General features: G+C 52.4%; 14 protein-coding genes and 1 riboswitch. Of the genes, 1 reads left to right on the top strand and 13 read right to left on the bottom strand.

Annotated features, from left to right (window positions below):
- Positions 1-54: 54 nt before the first annotated feature.
- Positions 55-639 carry an aminoacyl-tRNA hydrolase gene (pth, locus tag RYZ59_RS18755; protein ID WP_003020814.1) on the bottom strand — a complete coding sequence of 195 codons (585 nt, stop codon included), beginning with the start codon at positions 637-639 and terminating at the stop codon, positions 55-57.
- A gap of 274 nt (positions 640-913) precedes the next feature.
- On the opposite strand from pth, the gene ychH reads away from it, so the two are divergent.
- Positions 914-1,192, top strand: a complete 279-nt coding sequence (gene ychH / locus RYZ59_RS18750) for a stress-induced protein YchH (protein ID WP_048211449.1) — start codon at positions 914-916, stop codon at positions 1,190-1,192.
- Positions 1,193-1,238: 46 nt separating this feature from the next.
- Here the strand turns inward: ychH and RYZ59_RS18745 are convergent, their stop codons facing one another.
- From RYZ59_RS18745 to lolB, 12 genes are all read right to left on the bottom strand, one after another.
- Positions 1,239-2,048: a cytochrome c1 gene (locus RYZ59_RS18745; RefSeq protein WP_271440905.1), complete on the bottom strand. Its 810-nt coding sequence runs from the start codon at positions 2,046-2,048 to the stop codon at positions 1,239-1,241.
- Between the two features lie 4 nt (positions 2,049-2,052).
- On the bottom strand, positions 2,053-3,225 hold the full coding sequence (locus RYZ59_RS18740; RefSeq protein ID WP_318050035.1) for a cytochrome b: 1,173 nt from the start codon (positions 3,223-3,225) through the stop codon (positions 2,053-2,055).
- A gap of 1 nt (position 3,226) precedes the next feature.
- Positions 3,227-3,778: a ubiquinol-cytochrome c reductase iron-sulfur subunit gene (petA, locus tag RYZ59_RS18735; RefSeq protein WP_202038478.1), complete on the bottom strand. Its 552-nt coding sequence runs from the start codon at positions 3,776-3,778 to the stop codon at positions 3,227-3,229.
- 24 nt (positions 3,779-3,802) lie between these two features.
- Positions 3,803-4,243, bottom strand: a complete 441-nt coding sequence (locus tag RYZ59_RS18730) for a pseudoazurin (protein WP_202038479.1) — start codon at positions 4,241-4,243, stop codon at positions 3,803-3,805.
- An 18-nt stretch (positions 4,244-4,261) separates the two neighbouring features.
- Complete coding sequence (locus tag RYZ59_RS18725) at positions 4,262-5,041, bottom strand: ABC transporter ATP-binding protein (RefSeq protein ID WP_137381679.1); 780 nt, start codon at positions 5,039-5,041, stop codon at positions 4,262-4,264.
- Positions 5,038-6,102 carry an iron ABC transporter permease gene (locus tag RYZ59_RS18720; RefSeq protein WP_318050031.1) on the bottom strand — a complete coding sequence of 355 codons (1,065 nt, stop codon included), beginning with the start codon at positions 6,100-6,102 and terminating at the stop codon, positions 5,038-5,040. The genes RYZ59_RS18725 and RYZ59_RS18720 overlap by 4 nt, the downstream gene beginning before the upstream one ends.
- Before the next feature lie 65 nt (positions 6,103-6,167).
- The gene (locus tag RYZ59_RS18715) at positions 6,168-7,220 is read right to left on the bottom strand and encodes an ABC transporter substrate-binding protein (protein ID WP_318050029.1); all 1,053 of its coding nucleotides are present in this window, start codon (positions 7,218-7,220) and stop codon (positions 6,168-6,170) included.
- 210 nt (positions 7,221-7,430) lie between these two features.
- A riboswitch (cobalamin riboswitch) is annotated at positions 7,431-7,661 on the bottom strand.
- A gap of 242 nt (positions 7,662-7,903) precedes the next feature.
- Positions 7,904-8,419, bottom strand: a complete 516-nt coding sequence (locus RYZ59_RS18710) for a GNAT family N-acetyltransferase (protein WP_318050027.1) — start codon at positions 8,417-8,419, stop codon at positions 7,904-7,906.
- Between the two features lie 108 nt (positions 8,420-8,527).
- On the bottom strand, positions 8,528-10,207 hold the full coding sequence (gene dauA / locus RYZ59_RS18705) for a C4-dicarboxylic acid transporter DauA (RefSeq protein WP_318050025.1): 1,680 nt from the start codon (positions 10,205-10,207) through the stop codon (positions 8,528-8,530).
- A gap of 124 nt (positions 10,208-10,331) precedes the next feature.
- Entirely contained in the window at positions 10,332-11,279 is a 948-nt protein-coding gene (gene prs, locus RYZ59_RS18700) for a ribose-phosphate diphosphokinase (RefSeq protein ID WP_001518537.1), read from the bottom strand.
- A 266-nt stretch (positions 11,280-11,545) separates the two neighbouring features.
- Positions 11,546-12,397 carry a 4-(cytidine 5'-diphospho)-2-C-methyl-D-erythritol kinase gene (gene ispE, locus RYZ59_RS18695; RefSeq protein ID WP_318050023.1) on the bottom strand — a complete coding sequence of 284 codons (852 nt, stop codon included), beginning with the start codon at positions 12,395-12,397 and terminating at the stop codon, positions 11,546-11,548.
- On the bottom strand, positions 12,394-13,017 hold the full coding sequence (gene lolB, locus RYZ59_RS18690; protein ID WP_202038486.1) for a lipoprotein insertase outer membrane protein LolB: 624 nt from the start codon (positions 13,015-13,017) through the stop codon (positions 12,394-12,396). Before lolB ends, ispE begins: the two co-directional genes overlap by 4 nt.
- Positions 13,018-13,315 lie beyond the last annotated feature (298 nt).

The following is a 13,315-nucleotide window of genomic DNA, read 5'->3' as shown; positions in this document are numbered from 1 at the left end:
AAATAACTCTGCCTATTATACACAGCACGCGAGAAAAATGCCGCACATCGCTGCTTATTGCGCTTTAAAGGTGTGTAACCGGCTCGTTGCTTTGGTCAGTCCATCTTTGAATAAAATCTCGGTACAACGTGCCGCTTCGTCAATGGCTTCATCAATTAACTTCTGTTCTGAAACAGGCGGTTTGCCTAAAACAAAACCGACAACTTTATTTTTATCGCCCGGATGGCCGATTCCAACGCGTAAACGATGAAAGTTAGGGTTATTGCCTAACTTGCTGATGATGTCTTTCAGGCCATTATGTCCGCCATGACCACCGCCCAGCTTAAATTTGGCGACGCCGGGCGGCAGATCTAATTCATCGTGGGCGACCAGAATTTCATCAGGGTTAATGCGATAAAAGCTGGCCATCGCGCCAACGGCTTTGCCGCTCAGATTCATAAATGTGGTCGGTACCAGCAAGCGGACATCTTCACCTTCGAGCGTGACTCTGGAGGTGTAACCGAAGAATTTCGGCTCATCGCGCAGGGGGGCCCGGAGTCTCTCTGCCAGTAAATCGACGTACCATGCGCCTGCATTATGTCGCGTTGCCGCATACTCTGCGCCGGGATTCGCCAGGCCGACAATCAATTTAATCGCCACGTAATTTGTCCTGAGTGTGTCTATAACCGGCGTGTAGTTTACTGTTTGCCGACGCGCTTGACAAAAAACTGCGAGGGGCGCACCGAAAACAGAATAATTGCGGGAATGGACTATTGGAATTTGAGGGTGTTCAGTAGCTTATTTGTAAAGTTTTGTTGCGTTGGTGTTTGTATTTGTGATCACAGGCGCACTTGCGAATGACAGTGTTGTCTATACTTTACACATAAGGATTAGGGGTATTCCCTGTAACAACCCAAAGTTCCGGAGGTGACACATGAAACGCAAAAACGCTTCGTTACTCGGTAACGTGCTCATGGCTTTAGGGTTGGTGGTGATGGTCGGCGGTGTTGGTTACTCTATTTTAAACCAGTTACCGCAATTTAATCTGCCACAGTTTTTCGCACATGGTGCCGTGCTAAGTATTTTTGTTGGCGGCGTCCTCTGGCTGGCGGGTGCCCGCGTCGGTGGACATGAGCAAATCAGTGACCGCTACTGGTGGGTTCGCCATTACGACAAACGCTGCCGTCGTAATGATAGCCAACGCCACAGCTAAGAGCTGACATAACCTGCAGACCAGCCAGCGTTTCGCTGACTGGTCGTTAGTTTTTCTCGTTGCTGCGCGAGCGGGATCGCCTGCGCTGTAACAGTGCTAATAACGCCAGCATACTCGCCAGATATCCCATAACGACCGCTCCCTGATGTTTTCTACTCTCAAGCTGCGGGTCAGCGGCCCACGCCAGAAACGCGGTGACATCTCGTGCGTACTGTTCTTCCGTTTGGGGAACATGCGTTTGCATAGCCCAGGTGATGTCATTGTCAGCCAACGGTTTGGGCATATTAATCATCCCGCCAGGGAAAAAACGGTTGGTTTTCATCTCCGGGTCATCGGTTGCATACCCGGTCAGCAGCGCATAAACGTAATCAGCGCCTTGCTCGGTGTAGGGGGTGAACGCATCCAGTAAAAAGCGCGGAAACCCGCGGTCGTAGGTCCGTGCTCGAACGATATAGCTCAGGTCAACCGGCAGCGCGCCATTATTAAGGTATTTTGCTTCCTGTTCATTCAGATAAGGTGACGCGAAAACATCGTTCAGATTGCCTTCCCGTTCGCCGGGTTGACCGTCGTCTTCAATTGTCGCGAAGACGTAGCCGCTGGCCAGTGTTTTGGCCTCCGCCTCACTGAGTTGTGGCCCTCCAGCTTTAGTTAACGTTTTGAAAGTGAGATATTTCATACCGTGGCAGGCCCGGCATTTCTCTTCATAGACCTGCAGCCCGCGTCGCAGTTGTTCGCTATCGTGTTTACCGTTCATGCCGCTAAACGACCATGTCTGCGCGGTGGGTAGCTGTGCGCAAATCGCGTTGCTCAAGAAAAGAGCCAGAGTCAGAGTTACAGTGGTTAGAAATCGCGCCATGATGTCAGTCCTGTCGTTCCAGTAAACGTCGGCACGGCAGCACAAGCAGAAACCATGCAAAATAAATAACTGTTGAAAGCTGAGACGCCGCGCGTGTCCAGCCATCGTCATCGCTAAAACCCTCAACTAAGTCCGGCCCAACCAATGCTTTTGAACCCAACCAACCCAAAAAGAGCGCATTGGCGACCCAAAGCCAAAAAAAGGTTTTAACCAGCCGACTGTTATTGCGAAACCGCGCGTGTGACGTATCCAGCCAGGGGAGAAGATAGAAAATCAGTACCGCAGCGCACATCGCAGTGATGCCTGCCAGTTCATTGGGGAAGCAGCGCAAAATGGAGAAGAAAGGCAGGAAGTACCATTCAGGTGCGACGATAGCCGGTGTGAGTGTCGGGTCTGCCGGAATAAAGTTATCGGCGCTGCTGAGATAGTGCGGCGCGAAAAACAGAAACCAGGCGAACAACATTAAAAAGAGGGTGAGTTTGATAGCATCGCTTTCGGTGATGCGAAAATCGAACAACAAACGCTGAGACTCTTTGGGCGAAAATGTTTTCTTCCGCGCGTGGGCAAACGCCGACTGGACGGTACGGATGTGCAATATCGTAACCACGACAATGGCGAAGGGAATGATAAAGTGAAGGACATAAAAACGGCCTAATGTCGGCGTGCCGGGCATATAACCACCGACTAAAAAGGTATATAGCGTATCGCCAATAAACGGTATCGCCCGGGCGAAACTGGTGATGACCGTAGCGGCCCAGTAGCTTTTTTGCCCCCAAATCAGGCTATAGCCGAGAAACGCAGTGATCATCAACAGCACATACAGCGTCACGCTGATTGCCCACATCTTCAGATAGGGTTTGCGGTAGACGTTGTAATACATTGCCCGGAAAATATGCAGATAACAGGCGAAGAAAAAAAGCGATGCGCCAATAGCATGCAGATTGCGCACCAGCTCACCGTGTCTGACCGCGCGCAGAATATGAACAATAGAGTCAAAAGCGGATCCCGCTGTAGGCACATAGAACATAGCCAGCACGATACCGGAGAGCATTTGCACGCCCAGCATGACCAGCAATATGAGACCGATAGCAAAGATCCACACGCCAGCGACCGAGCGGGGGACGGGAAGACGAAACTGCAGGTGATACCAGGGGGGTGACGGATAAGCGGATTTCATCTCAGGCATCCTTCGTACCAATTCGCAGACTCAGGCCGTCAGCTGACACGCTAAAGTCAGGGATGGCCAGATTCGCCGTCGCCGGGCCTCGCGTTACGCGCCCGGAGGTATCGAACTCGGAACCATGACACGGGCAGACCCAGCCTTGTCCGTTGGGGTTGGAATTGGGTACACAACCAGCGTGGGGGCAGTAACCTTGTACTACCAGCCACTGGGGATGTGCCGCTGCCACCCGCTCGCTATCCGCCTGTGGATCGGCCAGTAGACGCAGGTCAGCTTGCCGCGCCGCGGCGATCTCCTCCGCCGTGCGGTGGCGAATCAGGATCAGTTTTCCCTGCCAGATACGCTTCACCGTCTGGCCTGCTGTTACGCCAGCGAGGGAGACATCAACAGGTTCATTTTCCGCCACCGTTTTATCATCCGGACCCAGCGCGGAAATGAGTGGCCAGACGGCGGCGGTCACGCCCGCTGCGCCGACAAATTTCGTCAGCTTGCACAGGCAATCGCGTCGCTGAGTTTGGATTGTTTCGCTAAGCGTTTTTTTATCCACCACCGTTATTCTCCCTTTATGACCGCGTTACTGTTTATCGAGGCGGGTATAAATTTCCTGAAAACGCTTATCGGCAAGACCAGGGGCTTTGAACGCGCGGTAGCTGTCGGGTAACACGGCGTCGCCGACTTTAATCAGCATGATCATGCCCTGCGCGTAGTGCGGTGAACATTTGATGCCGTAGAAACCAGCGTTGTCGTATTTCACTTCAATCTCTTCATCGATTTTGCCGATAAAACCGGGGTATCCGGCGGGAGAGAGTTCGGCAATCGACGCGGCATTGTGGCTCTTATGTTTGCGGATAAACTTCACGCTATCACCAGGCTGGATAGCCAGATAGTCCGGCTCATAAACCATCGGGCCGCCTGTACCGCGGTTTTTCATCAGCACTTCGTAGGTTTGTGCAAAAGCCGTCGAGGTGAAGGCTAACAGGCATAAGATTTGCAAACTTTGCTTAACACGTTTCATTGCGGTTCCTTTCAGTGTTTACGCGGGGCGTTGGTAACGGATAAAACAGCTTGCGTCGTCGGGCGCGTGTTCGACAATCGCGTCGATGCCAAACCAGCTGTTAAGATTTTCACGGGTAAAAATGGCGGCAGGACGCCCCTGCATCGCCAGTTGTCCAGCCTTCATCACCATGATGCGGTCGCAGAACATCGCCGCATGATTCAGGTCGTGTAGGGCGGCGATGACGGTGAGTTTTTCACGTTTAACCAGATTGAGCAGGCCAATCTGATGCTGGATATCAAGATGGTTTGTCGGCTCATCCATCAGCAGTACCTGCGGCTGCTGTGCCAGCGCTCTGGCGATGTGCAGACGTTGACGCTCTCCGCCGGAGAAGGTATGCCAGCAGCGATGCTGCATGTTTTGTAGGGAGACTTTTTCCAGCATCGTCTGCACAATATCGTCGTCTTTCCTCGACCACGGCGACAGCAGGCTCAGCCATGGCGTGCGACCAAGCGAAACCGCCTGAATAGCGGTAAGACGCTCGCTGGTTTCAGCCTGTTGTTCAACCAGTGCCACCTTTTGCGCCAGATGGCGGCGTGAATAGCGACGAATATCCTGGTGATTTAGCGTAACGTGCCCGGAAGACGGTTTCAGTAAACCCGCCAGGAGCGAAATCAGCGACGTTTTCCCGGAACCATTGGGGCCGATAATACCGACAAACTCACCGTGCGAGACCTGAAAAGAGACATCATTGACGATGGCTTTGCCTTTGACCTCCCAGTACAGATGCTGGGCGTTTACCACAGGATTAGCGGTCATTTCCCCGGATTCCCTCGTATCAAAATGATGGCAAATGCAGGTGCGCCGACCAGTGCGGTAATCACGCCGATCGGCAAGACCTGTCCTGGAAGCAAGGTGCGTGAAATAACATCCGCGACGATAAGGAAAATGGCGCCAGTAAGAGCGCTGACGGGCAATAGGCGATGGTGCTGATTTCCCACCAGTAACCGCGCAGCATGGGGAATGACCAGTCCGACAAAGCCAATGGCGCCGACGATTGACACCATGATGGCCGTCATCCCTGTCACGGCGGCAATCAGTACGCCACGGGTGCCTTTAACGGGAATGCCCAGCGATGCCGCCGATTCCGCGCCAAATGAGAATGCATCCAGATGGCGGGCGTAGCAAAAGCAAACGACGATGCCAATCAGCGCAGTAGGGATGGCCAGCACGACATCCGGCCAGCGTACCCCGCTGAGATTGCCCAGCAGCCAGAACATGATGCCACGAGCCTGTTCGGCATTGGCTGAACGCGTAATGATGAGTGAGGTAATGGCATTGAACAGCTGCGAACTGGCAATCCCGGCGAGAATGATTTGCGTGGTGGCCGAGCCGCTTTTGCCCCTTGCCGCCATGGCTAATAGCGCGACAAACAAAAATGCCGTCAGTGCGCCAATAAACGCGCCAAGCGACATGGAAATGATCCCTGCGCCAAGTCCGGTCAGGGCAATGAGCACCGCGCCCGTTGAGGCTCCGGCAGAAATCCCCAGCAGGTAAGGTTCGGCCAGCGCATTGCGCAGCAGCGACTGGAGAACCACGCCTGAGACCGCCAGACAGGCTCCGCAGCAGGCGGAAACCAGCGCACGGGTCAGGCGGTAGTTCCAGATAATCCCGGCATCAAGCGCATCCACCGTATACTGTGTATCAAACAAGCGGTTTGCCAGCGTATGGCTGACATGCCGCCACGGGATAACCGTCTCACCGATTGAAATGCCCGCCAGAAGGACGCCGCACATCACCATGCTGACCCACAGCGCGTGGAACAGCGTCCGGCCAGCAAGCTGGCTCATGGCATGGCGCGTCCTGCGTAATTCGCTCATTATTTACGACTTCCCGGGATACGAAAGGGCGCTATGCCCGCATAAGGCATAACGCGCGACGAGAGTTAGTGAGTCGTCTGAGGGTGCGCCAGGCCATATTGCACCAGCGCATCGGCGAGTTTTTCCAGCCCGTCAATGGTTCTGATACCCGCGTTCATGGTCTGCACGTCGATCACCGGCAGGTGGTTTTCTTTCACTGCCGGGATCAGCCGGGTAACAGGATCGGATGTGAGGTATTCCATTTTGACTTTCCAGTCATCGGCCGGGAAGCGGCGACGGCCCATCTCGCCGAGGACGATGACCGATGGGTTGGCTTTGGCAATGGTTTCCCAACCTACCGTTGGCCACTCCTCAGCGGAATCAATGACATTTTTCACCCCAAGAGATTGCGCTATCCACGCCGCGGGGCCAAATTTCCCGGCGACATAGGGGTCAAGCTGCAGGTCGGCGCTGGAGAACCAAAAGACGGTAGATACGTTGTTGTCCATACCGGCAATCTTCGCTTTCGCGGCGGCTTCACGTGCTTTCAGGCTGGCAATTAGCTCATCGCCTTTATCCTGCATATCAAAAATTTTCGCCAGGTCGGCAATTTCCTGATAGACCATGGCGATATCAAACATGCTCTTACGCACGCCGTCACCGCCGTCTTCGTTGTCTTTGGCGCAATCGGCTGGGGCGGTATAAACCGGAACGTGTAATTCGCTAAATTGTTCGTAAGAGGCAACTGTGCCTGCAGGGCCAATCTGCCATTCAAACTGACTGGCCACCAGATCCGGTTTTTTCGCAATAATCCCTTCGAAACTCGGGATGTTTTGCGCAATGACCGCAATCTTGTCATTCGCCGCTTTGTACTGTTCAGGTACCGGACCAAACCACAGTGATGTCCCAACAACACGATCGGCCAGACCCAGGGAATAGAGGATTTCAGTACTGTTTTGTCCAACGGTAGTCACGCGTTTTGGCGCATGATTAAACGTAATATCCCTACCACAGTTTTTGATCGTCAGTGGATATTCTGTTTTAGCCGCAGAAGCCATATTGCTGGTCAGGAAGAGTGCTGCGCCAGTCAGTGCCAGAAGTGAAAGTTTGCAATAAGCAGAAGTTATTTTTGCGTGCATTAGTGTTGTCCCGTTCATGCCAGAATCTGAACGTCTGGTCATGGTTCATTTCGTTCCATAAATTCGGGACAGGCACATGACGATAGATGACATCTAATCGTGAACTGCGGGCAAGATAATATGAAAATAAAGCATATTGTTGCCAATTTGTTCAAAAATTATATTATATATTCGTCAAATAAATCACCCCATGGACCATCCCGTCCACTCAATGTATACAACCTTGACAGCAGGTCTCCTGGCTCGCGGCAATCTGAATATCGGCCTTCCCATAAATGCGTTCTTTACAGTGACCGGTCGTGGATAATTCACGACACAGTGATATTCAGTTTCCGCTTACAGTTGCGGGGGCAGCTATGGCATAAGATTAAAATAATCCGCACCATATTCCGTTTCAAAATGATCAATAGATTCTGAAATACTGTCGGTGGGGACTTTATCGGTATCGAATAGCCTCGTCAACCGCTTGAATAAGTAGGTTTAAAATTGCTTTTGGTTTTTAATTCAATAAAATCAATGTGTTGATTTTATTGTTGTGACATTAATTATGTGGGAAGCACAAATGTCGATAAACTAAATGAGAATTGTTTGATGTTGATCAATTAATGTTTTCTTTGTCGAGAAGACCACGATTAATAACAAAATTAATTGTGATGTTTAATTATTTGCGCGACGTCACATTTTTATTGGTATTTTTCCATGTGCACGATTTGCTGTTCGCCACCTTCATCAAAATAGACGGTAAAGTGATTTCGTAACCAAAATTGATAGCCGCCAGGTAAAAAATGATGGGTGTGCAGATAGCGTGTTTTATATTGTTGTCGGTCGCAAAATTGTTCCGCCAGCAGGACAAGTTGGCTGCCTATGCCTTGCCGACGATATTCCTGTGCGACATAGCAGCGACAAATTTCAGCGGTTGAGGATAATTGATAACGTCCACGCAGTGCCGGTATTCGATCATCGTACTGGCAGACCGCCAGCGTAGCGATAAGTTGTTGTCGGTTATTCCATGCGCCGAGCAACAGATTTCGGGGTTGATGGAGGTAGTGTGAGCGCAGATTTAATACATCTGTATGCGGTTCAGGTGCCGGTCGGTTGGCGTTAAAATAGAGATTTAAATGGTGGATAATAAACGACTGAACGGCCGAAATATCAGCCTCAGTTATTTCACGGAATATAAATGCAGTATCAGTGTTCATCGTTGCAGATATCATCAGAACCAGGGAAACTGGATAATAGCAACTCAGACTCGTTTACAGAAGAGAAGTGTTACCGGCAAGCCTGCGCAAGCCGGTAACATAGTATGATTAAATATCAGCCAGCGCGGCATCGCGGTTCGGGAAGAACGTCAGACGACCAGGGATGGGTTGGATACCCGCGCGTGCCATGGTGCGTAGCGGCTGGAACTCCAGGTTACTGATACGCAGCTCACAACCTTCCGGCAGGCGTTTAACAAAACGCTGGAAGGCGTCCAGACCGCCGGCATCCAGCACCGGTACCGCGTCCCACTTCAGCACCACAATGCGTTTGCCTGCAATACGCGACTCCAGATCGGTAAAGAGTCCTTCTGCTGCGGCAAAGAAAAGTGGGCCAATAACGCGTAGTACCAGTACATCGTCTGGTACGTCTACGTTGACCGGAGCCAGACGCGTCATGCGCGCAATACGGCGCATAAACAGCAGCGAAGCGAGAACAATACCGACGCTGATGGCGATAACCATATCGAACAGCACCGTCAAAGACATACACATCAGCATGACGATGATGTCGTCTTTTGGCGCGTGGCGCAGCAGATCCACCACTTTATGCGCTTCGCTCATGTTCCATGCCACCATCAGCAGCAGGGCAGCCATCGCTGAAAGAGGGAGCCAGGAGAGCAGCGGGGCCAGCACCAGCAGGGCGAGGATCACCAGGATCGCGTGAATGACCGCAGAAATTGGCGACGTTGCGCCGGCACGAACGTTAGCCGCTGAACGGGCAATCGCGGCGGTGGCGGTAATACCACCAAAGAACGGGGCGACAATATTACCCAGGCCCTGACCAATCAGTTCGCTATTGGCTTTATGCTTCGTACCGGTCATTCCATCGAGCACGACGGCACACAGCAGGGATTCAATCGCCCCCAGCATCGCCATCGAGAAGGCGGCAGGTAGCAGCGCCTGCAATGAACTCCAGCTCAGCGTAAAGTTTGATTCCGGCATATTCCACGGCAATACCAGTTGGGGTAGCAACTGTGGAATACCGTTGCCTTGTGAACCATCAGCCAGAATGTAGTGGAACTGGGAACCGATAGTGGCGACATGCCCACCGCTCAGGTTAACAATCCCCATTACCGCACAGCCTGCCAGCAGCGCCGGAAGGTGGCCTGGCAGACGGATCCCCAGCCGCGGCCAGAAAATCAGGATCCCCAGCGTGACCACGCCAATGGCGGCATCGCCAACGTTAATGGTTGGCAGGGCCATAAACAGCGCGCCGACCTTCTGCAGGTAGTGCTCCGGGACATGAGCCATCTGCAGGCCAAGAAAATCTTTAATCTGCATGGTACCGATGGTGATACCAATACCCGATGTAAAGCCTAACGTAACGGACACCGGGATATATTCGATCAGGCGGCCAAAGCGAGCGAGGCCGAAAAGGATCAGGAATATTCCCGACATTAGCGTGGCGACCAGCAGGCCTGCCAGCCCAAACTGTTGCGACACCGGATACAAAATCACCACGAAGGCGGCCGTAGGGCCTGATACGCTAAAGCGTGAGCCCCCGGTGAGGGCGATGACAATCCCAGCCACGGCCGAGGTGTACAGGCCGTACTGTGGTGCTACGCCACTGCCGATTGCCAGCGCCATTGCCAGCGGAATCGCAATGATCCCAACGGTAATCCCGGCTATCAGGTCACGTGTAAAACGTGAGGCGGTATACTTTTCTTTCCAACAAGCGTCGATGAGGGCGCGGAAAGGCATCACATGTGAGGAAAATAGTCTGTTCACAATAATGTTTCATCCATGAGCGCATCATCTATCTAAAAAACGATAGTTGAAGTTGGCATAAATCATACAAATAAATAAAACGGATAAAAAAACCCGCCGCAGCGGGTTTTTGAGCCGGGCTCGATTAATGCTCGAACATAGCAGAGATGGATTCTTCGTTGCTGATACGACGAATCGCTTCGGCCAGCATACCCGACAGAGTCAACGTACGCACGTTTGGCAGTGCTTTGATTTCGTCGGTCAGTGGAATGGTGTCACAGACAACGACTTCATCAATTACTGAGTTGCGCAGGTTGTTTGCCGCATTACCTGAGAAGATCGGGTGAGTTGCATAAGCAAATACGCGTTTGGCACCACGTTCTTTCAGCGCTTCAGCTGCTTTACACAGCGTACCGCCAGTATCGATCATGTCATCAACCAGCACGCAGTCACGGCCCGCAACGTCACCAATGATGTGCATCACCTGAGAAACGTTCGCACGTGGGCGACGTTTATCGATGATAGCCATATCGGTATCGTTCAGCAGTTTAGCGATAGCGCGGGCACGCACGACGCCACCGATGTCTGGAGAAACCACAATCGGGTTGTCCAGATTCAGCTGCAGCATGTCTTCTAACAGAATCGGGCTACCGAATACGTTATCAACCGGCACATCAAAGAAGCCCTGGATCTGTTCAGCATGCAGGTCAACGGTGAGGACGCGGTCAACGCCAACGCTGGACAGGAAGTCCGCGACGACTTTAGCGGTAATCGGAACACGAGCAGAACGTACGCGACGATCCTGACGTGCATAGCCGAAGTAAGGGATAACTGCGGTGATACGGCCTGCGGAAGCACGGCGCAGCGCATCAACCATAACGACCAATTCCATCAGGTTGTCGTTAGTCGGGGCACAAGTGGACTGGATGATGAAAATATCACCACCGCGTACATTTTCATTAATTTGTACGCTGACTTCGCCGTCGCTAAAGCGACCTACAGCGGCGTCGCCGAGTGAAGTGTACAGGCGGTTGGCAATACGTTGTGCTAGTTCCGGGGTGGCGTTACCAGCAAAAAGCTTCATATCAGGCACGAGAAGAACCTCAGGCATGCGTCCATTGGTGGAAAGAATCTGCCGAAAACTGTGCGGGCCAGGCAGTATCCTCTCCAGGCGGTGTATTAAAGAGCGCGATGCAACGTCTGGAACAGGGTGACGTTGTCACCGCAACTCAGCTTGCCCGGCTTACTCGTCATCATTCATGTTTCATGTGCGCTGGCATCAATTTCTCACCCCAGACACATACTTTTGTATGTGTCTGGCGATTCGTCATCTCGCCATCTTCCTGAAACCCAAATGATTTAGAGTAGCGCTCTGTGCAATGGGGAGAGGTTTACACCTTTCGCCACAAAGCCTTTGAGCCAATCCGGGGCTTGCTCAAGCACCTGGCGAGCACGGGACTCTGTGTCAAATTCAGCAAAGACACAAGCCCCTGTACCAGTCAGGCGCGACGGCGCGTATTCTAACAGCCAGGAAAGCGCTGCATCAACCTCGCGAAAACGTTTTCTTGCGATAACCTCGCAATCATTGCCGAATTCACATTTTAGTAACGTTTCTATTGACCTTTTTGGCGTGTTACGCGGGAGGTCAGGATCGTTAAAAATCACCGGCGTTGGAATACTGACTCCCGGATGGGCGACCAGGTACCACTTTTCTGCTGGATTAACCGGCGTCAGGATTTCTCCTACGCCTTCAGCAAAGGCTGCGTGACCGCGTACGAATACCGGTACGTCGGCACCCAGCGTTAAGCCCATTATTGCCAGTTCATCTACAGACAACCCACACTGCCACAGATGATTCAGTGCCACTAAAACGGTGGCGGCATTCGATGAGCCACCGCCCAGACCACCGCCCATCGGCAGACGCTTGAGAATGCTGATGTCTGCGCCACTGCCGGCTGGCAGGCGACCGCGTTCCGCGGCGGTTTTCATGAGCAGACGGGCGGCGCGCACAATCAGGTTGTCTTCATGCTCAACACCATCAACAGGCGTTAACAGGTGAATTTCACCGTCATTGCGTACGTTGATACTCATCTCGTCGCCATAATCGAGAAACTGGAACAGCGTTTGAAGCGTGTGATAACCATCCGCACGTTGTCCGGTGATATATAAAAACAGATTTAGTTTCGCCGGAGAGGGCCAGTGGGTCATCATTTCACAATCCAGTTATCCATTTTCAGCTTAATGCGCTGGTCGCCGTCGGACAGCTCCATATTTGCCGGCATCGCTGGCTGCGTTTTACTGTCGTAGGCGCTGTACACGACTTTCCAGCTTTTACCATCTTTACTGTAATTCACTTCGCTCAGGCGGTATTGATCGTCGAGTTTGTAATCTGTTGCATCGCCTGGCAAGCCAAGGATCCACTGGCGCAGGCTGTTCAGCGGGATGGGCATCCCGGTCAGTTTGCCGATCATTTCTTCAGCGTCGTCAGCGGTGTAGTGCTTCCCTTTGTTGTCGACGAGTTCCACGTTGCCGGGTTGCGCGTTCAGTTCCAGTTCGGTACTACCCAACGGATTGGTCAGCAGAAGACGATAGCGATCCTGGCCAGTTTGCTGCCAGAAAAAGCGGGCATACACTTTCTGCTGGTCGGAAATATAGGCAAACGCACCGCGTGTCTGATATTGGTTCAGTGCGCGCACTTCCTGCTGGTGCTGGCGCCACTGCGGCGAGTCGGGGCTTTTGCCGGGACCTTTCGGCGCGTTGAGCGTACAGGCGGTAAGAACCAGGGCCGCCAGCGGCAGCAGACGGATCAGGCGAAAATCAGGCAGGGTCATAATGATGACAAATCCTTGTAATACGGTGCATTAATTGCCTGATGGCGCGGCGCTTATCAGGCCTACAAACTGAATCCGCAGGTCGGAAAAGACGCGTTTTTCGCCATCCGGAAAAATAATGCCAGCGGTTGCAGTTATAACCCTTAATGCTAGCGCCGACCGTGAATATCGTCTACGGTCACGTTATCTTAATTTAAACCGTAAGCTATTACTCCAAAAGGGGGCAGTCTCTTTTATTGGCCGCACGCATCCTGTATGATGCACGCAGTCTAACCTTATCAACGCTGGTACTATTCCC

The sequence above is a fragment of the Citrobacter sp. HN-141 genome, from assembly GCF_033341895.1.
Taxonomy (GTDB): domain Bacteria; phylum Pseudomonadota; class Gammaproteobacteria; order Enterobacterales; family Enterobacteriaceae; genus Citrobacter.
Note: the sequence above shows the minus strand (reverse complement) of the source record. Positions and strands in the feature narration are given on the sequence as shown.